General features: G+C 41.5%; 13 protein-coding genes and 2 pseudogenes. 8 read left to right on the top strand and 7 right to left on the bottom strand.

The genetic code is table 11. The annotated features are described in order from the left end of the window. Window positions 1–122: 122 nt before the first annotated feature. On the top strand, window positions 123–686 hold the full coding sequence (gene ahpC / locus FC85_RS06870; RefSeq protein ID WP_057864886.1) for an alkyl hydroperoxide reductase subunit C: 564 nt from the start codon (window positions 123–125) through the stop codon (window positions 684–686). Between the two features lie 209 nt (window positions 687–895). On the opposite strand, the pseudogene FC85_RS06865 reads toward ahpC, so the two are convergent. Both FC85_RS06865 and FC85_RS06860 read right to left on the bottom strand, forming a co-directional pair. Then, a pseudogene (locus FC85_RS06865) lies at window positions 896–1,593 on the bottom strand (HAD-IIB family hydrolase); the annotation flags it as partial. A 226-nt stretch (window positions 1,594–1,819) separates the two neighbouring features. Further along, the gene (locus tag FC85_RS06860) at window positions 1,820–2,461 is read right to left on the bottom strand and encodes an NAD(P)H-binding protein (RefSeq protein ID WP_057864792.1); all 642 of its coding nucleotides are present in this window, start codon (window positions 2,459–2,461) and stop codon (window positions 1,820–1,822) included. A gap of 219 nt (window positions 2,462–2,680) precedes the next feature. Between FC85_RS06860 and FC85_RS06855 the strand changes: the two genes are divergently transcribed. Next, complete coding sequence (locus FC85_RS06855) at window positions 2,681–3,343, top strand: cadmium resistance transporter (RefSeq protein ID WP_225427557.1); 663 nt, start codon at window positions 2,681–2,683, stop codon at window positions 3,341–3,343. 258 nt (window positions 3,344–3,601) lie between these two features. Here FC85_RS06855 and FC85_RS06845 read toward each other — a convergent pair whose 3' ends face one another. The 4 genes and pseudogenes from FC85_RS06845 to FC85_RS06830 all read right to left on the bottom strand — a co-directional run bounded on the left by FC85_RS06845 (window position 3,602) and on the right by FC85_RS06830 (window position 6,853). Continuing rightward, on the bottom strand, window positions 3,602–4,963 hold the full coding sequence (locus FC85_RS06845) for an FAD-dependent oxidoreductase (RefSeq protein ID WP_057864790.1): 1,362 nt from the start codon (window positions 4,961–4,963) through the stop codon (window positions 3,602–3,604). 373 nt (window positions 4,964–5,336) lie between these two features. Then, window positions 5,337–5,588: pseudogene (locus FC85_RS06840) on the bottom strand (amidohydrolase); the annotation flags it as partial. A 21-nt stretch (window positions 5,589–5,609) separates the two neighbouring features. Beyond that, on the bottom strand, window positions 5,610–6,074 hold the full coding sequence (locus tag FC85_RS06835) for a threonine/serine exporter family protein (RefSeq protein ID WP_057864788.1): 465 nt from the start codon (window positions 6,072–6,074) through the stop codon (window positions 5,610–5,612). A gap of 2 nt (window positions 6,075–6,076) precedes the next feature. After that, window positions 6,077–6,853, bottom strand: coding sequence for a threonine/serine exporter family protein (locus FC85_RS06830; RefSeq protein WP_057864787.1), 777 nt, complete (start codon window positions 6,851–6,853; stop codon window positions 6,077–6,079). Window positions 6,854–7,332: 479 nt separating this feature from the next. On the opposite strand from FC85_RS06830, the gene FC85_RS06825 reads away from it, so the two are divergent. From FC85_RS06825 to FC85_RS06795, 6 genes are all read left to right on the top strand, one after another. Then, on the top strand, window positions 7,333–8,208 hold the full coding sequence (locus tag FC85_RS06825; RefSeq protein WP_057864884.1) for a homoserine O-acetyltransferase/O-succinyltransferase family protein: 876 nt from the start codon (window positions 7,333–7,335) through the stop codon (window positions 8,206–8,208). Next, window positions 8,205–9,545 (top strand): O-acetylhomoserine aminocarboxypropyltransferase/cysteine synthase family protein, encoded by a 1,341-nt coding sequence (locus FC85_RS06820; protein ID WP_057864786.1) that lies wholly within the window; start codon window positions 8,205–8,207, stop codon window positions 9,543–9,545. Before FC85_RS06825 ends, FC85_RS06820 begins: the two co-directional genes overlap by 4 nt. Before the next feature lie 629 nt (window positions 9,546–10,174). After that, window positions 10,175–11,200, top strand: a complete 1,026-nt coding sequence (argC, locus tag FC85_RS06810) for an N-acetyl-gamma-glutamyl-phosphate reductase (RefSeq protein WP_057864784.1) — start codon at window positions 10,175–10,177, stop codon at window positions 11,198–11,200. 28 nt (window positions 11,201–11,228) lie between these two features. Next, entirely contained in the window at window positions 11,229–12,437 is a 1,209-nt protein-coding gene (gene argJ, locus FC85_RS06805; RefSeq protein WP_057864783.1) for a bifunctional glutamate N-acetyltransferase/amino-acid acetyltransferase ArgJ, read from the top strand. Between the two features lie 125 nt (window positions 12,438–12,562). Beyond that, window positions 12,563–13,312: an acetylglutamate kinase gene (argB, locus tag FC85_RS06800; protein WP_057864782.1), complete on the top strand. Its 750-nt coding sequence runs from the start codon at window positions 12,563–12,565 to the stop codon at window positions 13,310–13,312. A gap of 48 nt (window positions 13,313–13,360) precedes the next feature. Beyond that, window positions 13,361–14,521, top strand: coding sequence for an acetylornithine transaminase (locus tag FC85_RS06795; protein ID WP_057864781.1), 1,161 nt, complete (start codon window positions 13,361–13,363; stop codon window positions 14,519–14,521). A gap of 444 nt (window positions 14,522–14,965) precedes the next feature. On the opposite strand, the gene FC85_RS06790 is transcribed toward FC85_RS06795, so the two are convergent. Then, on the bottom strand, window positions 14,966–16,477 hold the full coding sequence (locus FC85_RS06790) for a hypothetical protein (protein WP_057864780.1): 1,512 nt from the start codon (window positions 16,475–16,477) through the stop codon (window positions 14,966–14,968). Window positions 16,478–16,549: the final 72 nt, after the last annotated feature.

Below are 16,549 nucleotides of genomic sequence, written 5' to 3'. Positions count from 1 at the left end.
CCAATATTAATTACATGGAATGTAATTAATAATGAATATTAAATTAGAATCATTATTGAAAGCAGCCTAAATTTGTTTTACACTAAATATAGATTTAAAAATTAATTGGAGGCTTATCGATGATAAATTTTATTGGCAAAGAAGTTGAAGATTTTAATGTAAACGCATTTCAAGATGGTGACGTTAAGCAGGTTACCAAGAAGGATTTATTAGGCCATTGGTCAATCATGTTCTTTTACCCCGCCGATTTTTCATTCGTTTGTCCAACTGAATTGGGTGATTTGGCTGATTTATATCAATCATTCAAGAAGATTGGTGCCGAGATCTATTCGGTTTCAGAGGACACTGAGTTCGTTCATCAAGCATGGCATGAAAAGAGTGAGGAAGTTGGCAAGGTTCAGTATCCGATGATTGCTGATCCTGCAGGCAAACTTGCTCGGTTCTTTGAAGTCCTAGATGAAGATGCCGGTCAAGCCTACCGTGGTGTCTTTATTATTGACCCTGAGGGCAAAGTTCGGTCATACACCATTAATGACATGAGCATTGGCCGTAATGCCAGCGAAGTATTACGAACCCTTGAAGCTGCCCAATTTGTTGCCGAACATGGCGATCGGGTTTGTCCAGCCAATTGGAAGCCGGGTGAAAAGACGTTGAAACCAGGTACGGCGTTGGTTGGTAAGATTTAGTGAGAACCCAAGCAAACAATAGAAAATCTTCCCATGAATTTTAGGGTTAGTAATTTTCAGTCGTTTGGACGTCCCTTATGAATAACTTTTAAATGATAACAAAAGATCACTGTCTGTTAACCTGATCATCATTGTAGGCTAAAAGATAGTGATCTTTTTAGTTGTTGTAATATGTTTGGTTAAGGAATTCACAAAACAAAGGTCAAAGTCTAAATTAACCCATAATGCTTCAATCCCTCCAGGACGCCATGATCACTCTGGGCCACATAGGTAGCCCGTTGTTTCAATCCCAGCGTTGCCTGTTTCATTGCGATACCGTAATCAGCCAACGAAAACATACTAAGATCATTGTTTTGATCACCGAAGGCAAACGTTTCAATGTTGGAATGACCGACTAGTTTTTTGATCTTTTGAATGCCTTGTGCTTTTGAAATTTCAATTGGCATCACATCGACAGCGTCGGGCGCATATCGCAAAATACTGAGTTGATTTTTGAATGCAGTTTGATACATTCTTTCATGGGTGTTCGTAATGAATAGATTGAGGAAGTTGACTGGTTGCTGAATGAAGAAATCGTGCTTGATCGGGACATGAGTGAGTCGCATTCGATCGACATGTCCACGGGTGACTGGATTCATACCAGAAATTGCAAATCCTTGTTGGTTAAAATAACCGACCACGTCATCATTTTGATCTGCTAGTGTCAGGACTTCTTTAATTCGGTTAATTGGAAATGGTAATTCTGAATTACTTGGTCATCATGAACAATGTAGCAGCCGTTAGCCAAAATGAAAGTATGCAAGTCCAACATTTTTAGCAAATCGTGAACTTCATAATAACTGCGACCAGTTGCAATCACCGGTAATACATTTTCATGTTTTAGTTTTTGAATGGCAGCAAAGGTCGCCTGAGTAACGGAGAGGGGACCGTTATCACAGAGAGTGCCGTCCAAGTCAAAGAAAGCTAATTTATCAACCATCATATTTTCTCCCATAAAAAATATTGCCGCATAAGTAAAGATCCGAATAAATAAGATGTTGAATTCATTTTATATTCGGATCTTGTTATTAATGCTATTTTATTGTAACTGATTGTTAAACACAAATCCTTTAGCGTTATTTCACGAAACAAAATTAATAAAATGACGGTTTGTCAAAGTTGGTATTTGGTTCGTTAACTCCCAAACTTTGACGGGCATACTTACCGGTTTCGTCTTTAAGAATGGCGGTAATTAACTTAGCAACTGCTTGGCGACTAACCTCAGTCCCACCAAAGGGTTGACCACTATCGGTGATTTCGTAGGCCGTGTTCTTGTCATCGTTAAATAACCAAGCAAGTCGTAAGATGGTGTAGTCCAAATCGGAATCCTTGATCACGGCTGCCGTTTTTTTACGTCGAGTAATGGAACTTTCAATCATGCTGGTGTTCCAATTACCAAAGGCACCCTTAACTTCATCTTCAATACCAAGGACGGTTGCGCCGATAAATTGTTTGACTCCGTTATCATCCATTGCCGAGACGATCTTTTTGACAGATGGCAGATCACGCATTTCGTTTAAGTAAACGGCATCGACACCCTTCATTGCGATAGTCAAAGTTTGGGTATCATTAAAATCACCATCGATCACTGTTTCACGACTGGGATCAGTGACGTTGATTCGCTTGGTGGCATTTCGAGCAAATAACTTTAGTTTAAAATCAGTTTCTTTCAGTAGTTCGGAAACGAGATAACTGGAAATTTGACCAGCTGCTCCAAGAATTAAGACTGTTTTCAATTAAATTCCTCCTCATCATTATAAATCCGCAAATAGATTCCAACTACACTATAACGCAAAACAGTACAGGTATTGAAACATTCGGATTGAATAATTCTATATTGACCTTAAGTAGTCTTTCGTAAAGCGGGACGCCAAATGGGTTATACTAAAGTTGGCATTAATTGTTCAAAGATTAACAAGTGAGTTAAAATTCATTGATCGCAGGGTGCATCGAATTTGGCAGTCAGGGGGCGGATAATCATTTTTACGACAATCATTACCGGATTTGTCTCATTTGTTGGGACTAATGTTGATGATACTTTTGTACTGGCAATTTGGTTTTCCCAGGTTGACTCCCTATTAAGAACTAAAGACATCGTTTTGGGGCAATTTTTAGGATTTGAATTTTTAGTCTTAGTCAGTGTCTTAGCGGCCTATAGCCTAAGCTTTATTCCAACGGATAAGGTTGGCTGGCTTGGGGTTGTACCAATTTTCTTGGGAATTAAACGTTGGCTTCAGTACCGGTTGCAGCCCCGTCGTGATCCTGAAGAGGACGAGGTCAAACGGACCATCAGCCGAGAAAAAGATGACCGGCCAAAAGGAAAATGGGTGACTAAATTAATTCGTCCCCAAGTCTTGGGGGTCTCGTTAGTCACCATTTCAAACGGGGCTGGGAACTTAACCGTTTATATTCCGTTGTTTACCCGCTATACGGTGCCGGAATTAATCGTCACCGTCATCATCTTCACTTTGATGACGGCTGCATGGTGTTATTTAGGCTTTAGAATTGCTAATTTCCCAGTGATTAAAAAGCGGCTTAATCAGTATAAGCATGTTTTGATACCGGTTATCTTTATTGTTTTAGGCATTTACATTTTAGTCGACAGTGGGATTATTTGATGGCATTTCGATCTGGTCGCCGCCGTCAAAGCGCCGATTTAAACTGGTGGCGAAAACCGCTGGTCTGGTCGCAAATGAATCAAGTTCAATGGGGGGCAAAAGGTGATTACGCGGCAGAAAGTTGTTCTTTTTTCATACCTTTACTTGGTAATCATTGTAAGCATACAAAACGCGTGGCTGAGACAAAATTACTTCTGTCTCGGCCACGCGTTTGTGACATCAATTATATTTAATTACTCCCAGGTTAGTGATGGTAATTTATTTAGCTTGTTCATTCTTCAGTGCTTTTTGGGCTGCCACATTCATAATGTTCCAAGGACGATCGAATCCTGGTTGGAAGAAGAAGTCAGCATATGCCAAGTCATTTAAGGTCATTTTACCTTGAATTGCAAGACTAATGGCATTAATATTGGCCGTTACATCGCGCTTGGACATGATCTGAGCACCTAAGATTCGCTTGTTACTTGGATCATAAGTTAATTTAAAGTAAACCTTTGTATTACCAGCTGTTTCCGGCACAAATGGTGGTTGCGTCGTGTCCGTAACAAAGACTGAGGCAGATTTGACGCCCAATGCATCAGCAGTTCCCTGCTTAACACCAGTTGAGGCGAAGTGATAATCAAAGACTGAGAGGGCTGATGATCCTGAAATAGCAGGCATTGTCATGTCGTGGCCCAGAATGTTTTTGGCAACAACCCGGCCTTGACGACGTGCATTGGTGGCTAATGCGATTTGACGCTTTTTGCCAGTTGGGGCAAACGGCACCTCGGTACTATCACCAACAGCGTAAACATCTGGTTGATTGGTTTCCAAATGGTCGTTAACGTTAACCAGACCTTTTTTACCTAATTCAAGGGTTCCCTTCAACCAATCGGTATTTGCTTTAAGACCGGCAGCTTGAATAACCAAATCACTTGGGTATTCTGCTTGATCGGTTTTAACCGCTGTTACTTTACCATTTTGGCCAACAAATTCCTTCACTGCCTGACCAGATGCCGGATAGATATTGTGAGCTTTAAGCGTCTCTGTCAAAATATCAGTGAATTCCTGGTCAAGATAAAGGGCAAGCGGCCGTGGCAACATATCAATCAAAGTGACATGCTTGCCAGCCTTAGCAAAGACTTCAGCAGCTTCAACGCCGATGTAACCCGCACCAATAACGGTGACATTTTCAACATCCGGGTCAACTGTTTTTGCTTTAAGCTTAATTGCCCAGTCACGGCCACGCATTGCATAAACATTTTGCAAATCATTGCCGGGAACCGGAATGGTTGCTGGGACGGCACCCGCTGATAAGACCAACTTGTCGTAGTTTTCTGTCCTGGTAGAATCGTCATCTAAATTATGAACGGTGACCTGATGTTTATCAGGGTCGACATGGGTGACCTCCTGATGAACGAACACGTTAACGCCTTTAGCTCGCATACCCTTTGCTGTTGCGTAACGAACACTGTTAACATTCTTGACGACACCTTCGAGATAAAGTTGCATCCCACATGACAGAAAAGAAATGAAGTCACCTTTTTCGTACCATTGAATCTCGGTGTCCGGCTTTTCAGCTAAAAGGCCGCGAACCGTTTCGAATCCCCCGTGTGATGAACCAACAACAATAACTTTCATGTTTATTTCCACCTTTCGAATAATGTATCAATTACTGAATTGAAATTGACAGTTCTAATATGTGTTAGGGAGTACCAGGTAAAGATCTGAGTGACTCCTCTGTATTTACTTTAACATATATCAAGCTAAGATTGGGCACTAATTTAGAATTATTCTAAATTAGACGAAAAAATTCATTTTAAATGGTCATAAAAATCAATAAAAAGTTATTGTTCGGGAATTTAAATACTGTCAATTCAGCAATGAATCTCAATCGTCGAGAAAAAGTTCTTGTGAATTATTTATATTCCCTGGATTCGAATAATTAGAATTATTTTTAATAAAAAACGGACAGAAAAGATTTGTGATTAAGCCGTCGTCACGGATCATTACATTAGTTGTCCAAATATTGTAAGACAGTGGCTCCCATTGCTTTTGCTGCAATTAAAAGACAACGTTCATCCATCAAAAAGTCAGGACTGTGATGTGGGTGAGTTTGACCGTCAGCAACGTCGCAGCCGACGTATAGAAATGAACTGGGTCGTTTCTGCGCAAAATAGGCAAAGTCTTCGGATGGGTCTTGAGGACCAAAGTCGGTAATTTCCAAAATTTTAGCGGTCCTGATGGCTTCAACAACTTGATGAGTAAATTTTAGGGCTATTCACCTTTAAGATTCAAACTTTTTTGCATGATTGATGAGCCTGGTAAGTAGTGGCTTGATTCGATAAAAAACAACTTCCGCTACTACAAACCCGACAGCTAATGAGATCGCGATTGTCAGGGAATTAAACATGTATTGTGATGTGCTTGATTCTTTTCCCAACGTAAAGCTGCGCATTCCTAAATACATAATGCCGCCAGGCACCAGTGAAACGAGGCTGGGAACATAGATAATATTAACCGGAACTCGAAAAAGAACGGCTGAAATATTGCCAAGAATTCCGATCACGATTGCGGCCGTGAAATTGGGTAATATTAGCCCGTGGTTCACCTGTAAAACTAAATAATAGGCAACCCAGGCAACCGAGCCCGTAATCCCGGCTGCCGGGAGTGATCGACGGGGAACGTTTGTAATCAGGCCAAATCCAACTGAAGACGCAAAGCTCACGATAAATTCGATTAAAACGTCCATGACTAACCTCCAATTATCCCTGTGATCATTGAACATAGTGACATGCCGATGACGACGCCGGCGCCAATTGAACCAGCGATGATGATGGCATCGACTGCCCGAACAAGTCCAGAAATGGTATTCCGATCAATAATTTCGCGAAACGAATTGGTGATGGCTACTCCCGGGACAAGTGGCATCAGTGCGCTGACAATGATATTACCGGCGCTCGTGGCAATGCTAAGTGTCTCCAATAATGCTGCCAAGAAGCCAATGATAAATCCCCCACAACCGGCTGCAACGTAAGGGGTCATGATATGTTTGCCCGCCCAAACAGCAATAAGGTAGCCAATGATCCCAACAAAAAAAGCTAATGATAAATCGGCCCAGGTTGCTTTAAACAGCAGCATCGGCGCAACCGACACCATGCCTGCTCCCAAAATCTTTAACGGCCAATTGAAGTCGATCACTTTCCGATCAATTTGGTCGATCTTTTCTTCAAGGGTCGTGAAGTCGATTTTTCCGGTTACAAATTTGCGAGAGGTGGTATTGATCTCATCAACTTTTTGTAAATTGAAGTCTCCTAAACGGGCCTTTACCAAATGCGTCTTGGTTTGATTTTTAACGCCGACAAACAAGGCTGTGATGGTGGCATGACATGTAATCTCAAAATGGGCAGCTCGGCCGATATATTCGACGGTGCTTTCAACCCGGGCCGTTTCGGCACCACTGGTCAGTAAAATTTTACCGATTTTGCCGCAAACGGCAATTAATTCATCTTCTGAAATTGAATTAGACATGGTTCGCTCCTCGGTTCTCTCTTTTTATTTATTATAGGCGAAATTGATAGCAGAAAAATAGAAAACTTTTTTTGGTAAGAGCTTGACAGCCTGGATTAACGATGATAAAGTAATGACAATTATTAAAGAAACATTAGACGTTGAAGAGAAGAGTAGCGTTTATGCGAATTTGACAGAGAGCTTTGTTTGGTGAAAGAAGCAATTTGCAGCGACGTGAAGATGAGCTCTGAGTCTGACATCCGGTTCAAAGGCTAGGGTGTCCGGTAGCGACCGATACATTGCGGGGTATTCCAACTTAAAGGGAGTACCTGTCGAGGTTGTTATTGTGAAATGACAACAAATCAGGGTGGCATCACGAAGCTTTCGTCCCGTAGCGATATTTAGTTATCGCTATGTGGACGGAAGCTTTTTTGCTTTTAATTAATGACGCAATTAAAAAGATTGCTCTTAGCGCGTTACCCATTAAGGAGATGATCTGGATGACAGCAAATGCAACAAATGGATTTCTACATGCGGCCGGTGAATGGCCTAATCAGGATTTACATCAACCACTATCAATTTTAATTTTGAATTTAATGCCGACCAGAAAAAATACAGAACGACAATTTTTATCACGATTTAATCAATTGGATTCAGATGCTGTACTGACATTTATGTATCCTGTCAGCCATCATTTCCATGGCACTCCGCGTAATAAGATTCAGCAAGATTATGCTAGCTTCGATGAGATACGCGATCAGCATTTTGATGGCTTGATTATCACCGGTGCGCCTGTTGAAACCCTGCCATTTGATCAAGTTGATTATTGGGATGAAGTTCAAACAATTATTGAATGGGGTCGCACGCATGTGACCGAAGAATTAGATGAGTGCTGGGCTGCTCAAGCAGGTTTGTATCATGATTTTGGAATTCAAAAACGATTGTTGCCAACTAAATTATTTGGGATCTTTACCGCAACCAAAGTCGCCCATGAATCACCGTTGGCACGCGGCTTTGGGGCAGGGGGGCTTCTAAAAATGCCACAATCTCGACATACTGAAATCGTGCTTGATGAAACGGTGGTTCCAACCGGTTTAACCGTGATTGCCTCTGCACCGCAATCCGGGCCAATCATTTTATCAGCACCGAAATATCACACCACATATGTGACCGGTCATCCTGAATATCAGGAACAGACCCTTGCCGAGGAATATCATCGTGATCTTCAGAAGAATCTGCCAATTCAACTACCTATCGATTACTTTACAAATTCTGATGCAACCGAGGTTCGATATTCCTGGAAGGATGCCAGTCAGCAATTTTATCAAAATTGGACGCAACTTTTAGTAGATACGAAAGTGAGATTATCAATATGACAGAAGAAAATTTAGACAAAAACTTACATTTTGAAACATTACAAGTCCATGCTGGTCAAACCGTTGACGAAACCGGGTCACGAGCAGTGCCGATTTATCAGACAACATCCTATGTTTTTGACAGTCCGGAACAAGCTGCCGGTCGCTTTGGATTGACCGATCCCGGTAATATTTATACCCGGTTAACCAACCCAACGACCGATGTTGTGGACAAACGGGTTGCTGCACTTGAGAATGGGACTGGTGGTGTGACCTTGGCAACCGGATCAGCTGCCATCACTGCCGCAATTTTGAACATCGCCGGCAAAGGTGATGAAATTGTTTCGGCAAGTACTTTATATGGCGGGACGTTCAATTTATTTAATGTGACTTTGCCAAAACTGGGAATTAAGACTCACTTTGTTGATCCAGATGACCCGGAGAATTTTGAAGCACCAATTAACGAACATACTAAGGCACTTTACGTTGAAAGTATTGGTAACCCGGGCATCAACCTGGTTGACTTTGAAGCCATCGCGGCTGTAGCTCACAAATATGGGATTATCTTGATTGTTGACAATACATTTGGAACTCCTTATCTGGTTCGGCCACTTGACCATGGTGCCGATGTTGTGGTTCACTCCGCAACTAAATTTATCGGTGGTCACGGAACCACAATGGGTGGTGTTATTGTGGAGAATGGTAAATTTGATTGGAAAGCCAGTGGCAGATATCCAGGCTTCACTGAGCCGAATGCCCAATATAATGGATTGGTCTTTGCTGATCTTGGCGGGGCTGCCTTTACGACCAAGGTTCGGGCAGAATCACTCCGGGATCTTGGGGCAACCATCAGCCCATTTAATTCCTTCTTATTACTTCAAGGATTGGAATCACTATCGTTACGGGTTGAACGCCATGTTGAGAATACTAAGAAGATTGTTAACTTTCTTCATAACAATCCCAAGGTGGCTTGGATTAATTATCCGGGACTTGAGGATAGTAAGTATCATGATTTGGCTAAGAAGTATTTCCCAAAGGGAGTTGGTTCAATCTTCACTCTTGGACTCAAAGGCGGCGAAAAAGCCGGCAAGGAATTGATTCAGAACTTGAAATTATTCTCACTGTTGGCTAACGTTGCCGATGCCAAATCATTAATTATTCACCCGGCTTCAACGACTCACGCGCAACTTAATGAAGAAGAGCTTAAAGAGGCTGGCATTACCCCAGACTTAATTCGGGTTTCAGTTGGGGTTGAAAATGCAGATGACTTGATCGCTGATTTAAGTCAAGCATTAGATAAAATTCCGGCAGTCGAAGAAGTTGATGAAAAAGTGGGGGCACCAAAAGATCGTGATTAGTTTTGTTGCGATGGCGATTGTGGATTAATGATGTGCATTGCTTGAGTGCATATTATTGATAAAAGCGATTTAATTTAGACTTAGTGACCGAATAAATCAACCTTAATTTTGCTAAAGATATATTTTGGACCCCTTCTTAGTAAACAGAGTGGGCCAGCAAGCGGTTAGACCCCAGAATATAAGCCCCCTAACTTGATATTCCCGATTTTGGAATGTTAAGTTAGGGGGCTTATATTCTGGGGTCTGCTTGCTGGCCCACGTTTTTACTAAGTAACAAGTTAAGCGAGATATTCTGAACTTGGATATTTGGATAATTCGGTTACACGGCCGGAAGTTGCCTTTTGTCCCGCGTTTTCGCTCGGTAACAATCGTGTTTACACGAACAGAGGCTGGGACAAAATTACATTTGTCCCAGCCCCTTTTGTTGCTGATCAGTACATAAATATTCGTTATTTCGATAATCGTCTTTAACGTAACTAGGTGAATAATCATCATAAAGATGTATAAATATTGATTTGAAAATAAATTAATGAATAAATCTAAAAAGACTTGCATTTTATGCTATCCCGTTGTAAGCTGTTTTCAATTCATTAATATACGAAAATAACGAATAAACCAGAGGCGATTTGATGGAAGTAGCATTAGTGGGGATTACGGGATATGCAGGAATGGTACTGTACCAATTACTGCAAAATCACCCCAACGTGACCAAAATTCATATTTACGATCATAACTTAAATGAACCAACCGAATTAAATACAATCCTACCAATTTTCCACGATGATCACACTGAAGTTCTTCCATATGAAGACTCTGATATCGTTAACGATAATCAAGTCGCTTTTTTTGCAACTCCAGCTGGTGTGACTTCAAAAATTGCATCTGATTATATAGAAGCAAACTTTCCGGTTATTGATTTATCCGGTGATATGCGGCTCAACCAGAGTGACTATGAACACTGGTATCATAAGCCGGCAGCGTCTCAGCGCGATCTTGATCAAGCCCAATATGGGTTGGCGGAGTTTGAATTAGCAAGCGGCCATTCATACATCGCCAATCCGGGATGTTACGCGACAGCGACCTTGTTGGGATTGGCACCCTTAATCCAACAGCATCTAATTGAACTCAACTCGATCATTGTTGATGCCAAGTCAGGAACATCCGGGGCAGGAAAGGCTTTATCGCCTCTGACACATTTCACTCAAGTTAATGATAATTTGCAGATCTATAAACCTAATACGCATCAGCATATTCCTGAAATTGTCAATGAACTGCAAAGTTGGGATATTAATGTTTCGGCCATTCAATTCATGACGACGCTAATTCCAATTACGCGGGGAATCATGGCAACAATCTACGCGAAGGCTAAACCGGGGGTTGACGGAATTATGATCGATAAAGCATTTTCTCAAACTTATAATGATAAACCATTTGTCCATTTTCTGGGCGAAGCTTTACCGGATATCAAACAAGTGGTTGGGACTAATAACTGCGATATTGGTGCCATCTATAATCCAGCAACGAACACTGTAACAATTGATAGTGTGATTGATAACTTATTAAAGGGGGCAGCCGGCCAGGCAATCCAGAACTTTAATCAGCTGTTTGACTATCCAGAATCAAGTGGCCTGAACTTACAAACGTTTTTACCTTAACATTTCATTTTGAGAGGAAGAGATTGACATGCAGATGGAAAGTGAAAATTCAATTGAAATTAGTAAATTTGAGTGGCCAAATGGTTTTTATTCGGACGCGGCTCACTCGGGTTTAAAGGCGACTGGCGATGACTTGGGATGGCTTTATTCCAAGGTGCCGGCATCAGCCGCTGGGGTTTATACCACTAATCAATTTCAAGCTGCCCCGACGACTTTGACTAAACAAACCATTAATCTTGACCACTGTTTACAGGCAATGGTAATGAACGCGGGAAATGCAAATTCATGTAATGGTGACCAGGGGATGACTGATGCAGAAACGATGCAACAGTTAGCAGCTGAAAAATTAGACATTAATCCCAAGCTGGTTGGTGTTGCTTCAACAGGTGTGATTGGTGAATTACTGCCAATGGTCAAGATTGAGAATGGCATTTCCAAACTGGATTTGACTAAAACAGATGCGGTGACGAAGGCAGTTTTAACAACAGACACCCATCCTAAAACAATTACCGTTAAGTGTTTAATTGACAATCAGCCGGTCACATTGACTGGTTTTTGCAAAGGCTCCGGAATGATTCATCCGAATATGGCGACGATGTTGGGCTTTGTGACCACGGATGCGGCGATTGCCGGTGACCAACTACAATCATTATTAAGTACGACAGTTGATCAGACGTTTAATCAAATCACAGTGGATGGCGATACATCAACTAATGATATGGTGATTGTGATGGCTAATGGGATGGCTCAAAACCAACCGCTGACAACAAATCATCCGGATTATCCAACCTTTGTTTCAGCTTTTAAAACTGTCTTAACTAAATTAGCACAGGCCATTGCCGGTGATGGTGAGGGGGCTTCCAAGTTGGTTGAGGTTAACGTCTCTGGCGCTGCTAATCGCAATGAGGCGCAACAGGCGGCTAAAGAAATTGTTGGTTCAAATTTAGTGAAAGCAATGATCTTTGGCGAAGATGCCAATTGGGGCCGGATTATGCAAGCATTGGGACAAACCAACGTTCATTTGGATGTGGATGGGGTCAGCGTATCAGTAAATGGCATCCAACTCGTAAAAAATAGTATGGGAACCGGCTTTAATGAGGATAAGATTGCTGAAAGCTTAAAGGCCAAAAAGGTGACGATTGATGTTGATCTGAATGTTGGTGATGCATTTGGCACTGCTTGGGGTTGTGATTTGACTTATAAATATGTTCAAATTAATGCGGCCTACCGGAGCTAAAGGTTTGATGAAGGAACTTAGTGTCCTTTTCAAAATTAGACTGATCATAGTGACCGATTCTTCAGTCGCAGCGATTGAATAGATAACTATTATGCCATTATTTAAATTTAACGAGGTGACCTTTTATGAGTCAGACGATTGTGATCAAAATCGGTGGTAACGCAACCGATCATCTTTCAACGGAATTTTATCAACAGCTACATCAGTGGCATCAAAAGGGCGATCAAATTTTGATTGTTCATGGTGGTGGTCCCCAAATTTCCAACTGGAGTTCAAAATTAAATTTACCTGTTAAAAAGATTGACGGAATTCGAGTGACCGATTTAGAAACAATTAAAGTGACTCAAGCGGTTCTCCTTGGGTTAGTGCAACCAGCATTGTGTCAGCATCTCACTGCTAATGAACTGCCGGTTATGGGCCTAAACGCAACTGGTCATCCAGTGGTCTTTGGTGATTATCTTGATCAAAATGTTTATGGTGAGGTTGGTAAAGTCACCAGCATCAATCAAAAGTACATAACTGAAGTTCTACAGCAGCAGATTGGCGTCTGCGCACCGTTGGTTGTCACTAAAGCGGGCAAATTCTTAAATGTTAATGGTGATGCTGCCGCTGCTGGAATCGCTCGATTAATTGGTGCTGATAAATTAATTCTATTGACTGATGTTCCCGGTGTCATGGTTGCCGATCACATTGTTGACAGTTTGACACAGTATAAGGCACAAAAGTTGCTTGCTAATAATGTGATTAAAGCAGGCATGAAGCCCAAAATTTTAGCAGCGTTTGAGGCCATTCAAAATGGCGTCAAAAAAGTTGAAATTACAAATGAAATTAAACACGCCGGAACACATTTGATGGCAAAACAAATTGTCTGTTAACGCATGTTGATGATCAGAACGCGTTTTAAAAGATAGGAGAAAAAGATAATGAAACATATTTTTCCAACATATAAGCAATATCCGATGGAGATCGTTTCAGGCCATGATTGGCATCTAACCGATGAGAATGGCAAGCAATATTTGGATTTTACAAGTGGCATTGGTGTCTGCAGCTTTGGTTACAGCAATGATTGGATTGAACAAAGTGTCCTGAATCAGCTTGGAAAGGTTTGGCACACTTCCAATTTATATCCAAGTGCTTTGCAGGACGAGGTTGCTAAGATGTTGTGCCCACAGGGGATGTTGGCATTTTTCTGTAATTCAGGTACTGAAGCCAACGAGGCAGCTTTTAAATTAGCCCGTAAGTATACAGGCAAAGCGAAAATTCTTGCCTTCAATGATGGGTTTCACGGTCGGACGTATGGATCAATGTCGTTAACCGGGAATCCTAATATTCAATCTGGATTTGCACCATTAGTGCCAGGAATTGATTTTGCCGACTATAATGATTCGAGCGCTGTCGATCAAATCACAAGTGATTACGCGGCCGTGATTTTAGAAGTTATTCAGGGTGAAGGTGGCGTTAATTCTGGTCATGGGGACTGGTTACATGCGATTTCTAAAAAGTGTCACGATCAGGGTGTTCTGCTAATTATCGATGAAGTTCAGACTGGAATTGGCCGAACGGGCACTCAATTTGCCTATGAACATTTTGATATGGATCCAGACATCATTACCTGTGCTAAAGCATTAGGGAACGGGTTACCAATTGGAGCGATGCTTGGTAAGCAACAACTTGCTGAGGCGTTTGGCCCTGGTTCACACGGCACGACCTTTGGCGGCAACAAAATCGCGCTTTCTTCTGCAAAGGCAGTTTTACAGCAATTAACACCAGATTTCTTACAAATGGTAGCCAGTAAGAGCCAAGCTGTGTTTCATCAAATTGATCAGACAATTGCTGATTTACCAATTGTGACTAAGATCAGCGGTCTAGGTTTAATGATTGGTATCCATTTGGACTCAAAAGTAAAAGTTGCCGATGTGATTGCAAAATTGCAGGAACAAGGAATGTTGACGTTGCCGGCAGAACATAATACGTTGCGATTATTGCCACCGCTTGTAATGAGTCAGGCAGATTTGCTGAAAGGAATTGACGTGATCGCAAGTGTTTTGAAAACTGCTTCGGTAAAGGTGGAGACGTTAGCGTAGTTGCTGGGGAATTAAAAAAGAAAGAGTGGATGAAGGCGGCAGAAAGTTGCCTTTCGCTCCACTTTTTCACTCGGTAATCATTGTAATTATGCAAAAAAGAGGCTGAGGCAATAATCAAAAATTTATATGATAGCGCCTCAGCTCCAAAGTGAAGATCCCGTAAAATCAGCGTTTTTGTAAACTGATTTTACGGGATCTTTTATTGACTTTACGCAGCCACTTTTTGGGGGATTCTTATGGTAGAGATGATTGGTGGTGGGTACGTTGCCGCATCAAAATGTTTTGGTTCCGTGTAATTGGAGATGTGGGTAAATTCTACTAAGCCAAAACGTGTGAAAACGAGCAGATCTCGGCCATATAACACCTCTAACCCCATATCCCAAAACCCGGAATATTGGGGTTAGAGGTGTTATATTCTGAGATCTAAGCGCTCGTTTTCACACTCTAATCTAATTCCCCCGTTGACGTCATCAACTGTGCCGGCCACAACGCTAACAGATAGCCGCGACCATTTTGGTCAAACGATAAGCTTTCCCATTCCTTTTTTGAATTGAAAACTGAGTAATGAATATCGCTTGGCGTAAAACTGCCGTCACGAATTTCTCCAGTTGGGATGGAAGTTAAGATATCGTCAGAGACAAAGTATAGTCGATCATTGGCAGGATTGGCACTGGTTCCCTGATTAGGTGAACTTCCGCGGGTTTTGACATAGGATGGGGATGCTTGGAAGTGAACGGAATGTTCATCTAGGCGGCCAAAGAAGAACATGTAGCCCATGCCATTTTTTCGACCCCAATAAGCATTACCGTCTTTATCAAAGGCGAGGGTATGCAATTGTAAATTGGCTGAATCGCCATGGAACATTTTAAAGTTATATTGACGAATTGGATTCATCGTTTCAGGATCCAGTTCAAGTACCGTGTTATTTTCATCACGGTTTCGCAAATCAGTTAGCGTATTATCCTCAACCATGTAAAGATGTTTATTTTGAGGATTAAAGGTTAAGGTTTGTCCGTGACCAATGTCGACTTGTGGACTGATTTGGGCTGCCTGGGCGATATCCGCATATTTGAAGAGTTGAGGATCTTGTTGTTTAACGGTTGAAACTTGTTTTTCATAACCGGCAATTTTGGCGCTGGTCTGTTTAATTAGCTTTTGATAACCGGTTACTTTTTGGCTAGCAGTCTTGTAAGCTGCCTGCCATTTAGCCAATTTGGCTTTTGCTGGTTTATCTGATTTTTGAGCTCGTCTTTTCCAATGCTTGGCCCATTTTTGGGCGTTTTTTTCGTTATTAAGTACTGTGTTCATTGATGACTTTTCTTGATCAAGGCTTTGGTTCAGTAATTTAATTTGGTCAAATGGCCCTTTCATTTGCTGATAGTCATTTTCATATTGTTGATTGTGGGCAACTCCTTCATCAGTATAGGGGTTAAAGTAGTTAAATGCATTCCAGAGAGCCATGACATCTTTATCAGCACCGAGTTGTTGGAGTTCGGCGATGTTAAATTTAATAATGACACCTAGATTGGTATCGCTGCCGTTGGATTCAACAAAGTAAACATTGCCGGCATCATCAACCGCCACACTTTGAAAATTACCATGCTGATAATTGGTAACGTTAAAACCATCGGGTAAGTACCATTTGGTTTTAAAACTATTCGATGATGTACTGCCGTTGATTGTTGAAAAGGTATCTCCTGGATTTGTTGAGGTGGGATCAATCGTTGTCTGATTATATTTTCGATCCATGTTGGCGATGGGGGACTGGTTATCAACTGCATTCAATTTCTTTTGAGTATAATCGGTTAAGACATTGCCGGCATTAATTTGTTTGATATTAGTTGCAGGAGCCGGCGTCTCAATCACATCAGCCTGAGCATTGCCGGGGCTGACCGTAAAACATAAGGCTGCCACGATTAACCCAGCCGTTAATAGTAATTTAAAATGTCCTTTCATAATCTGAAATCCTCGTTTTTCTATAAATTTAGTTTATCTTTTAAGATACAACTGACAATTTAGCAAAGCGTC

This window comes from Lentilactobacillus diolivorans DSM 14421 (assembly GCF_001434255.1).
In the GTDB taxonomy this organism is placed as follows: Bacteria; Bacillota; Bacilli; order Lactobacillales; family Lactobacillaceae; genus Lentilactobacillus; species Lentilactobacillus diolivorans.
Note: the sequence above shows the minus strand (reverse complement) of the source record. Positions and strands in the feature narration are given on the sequence as shown.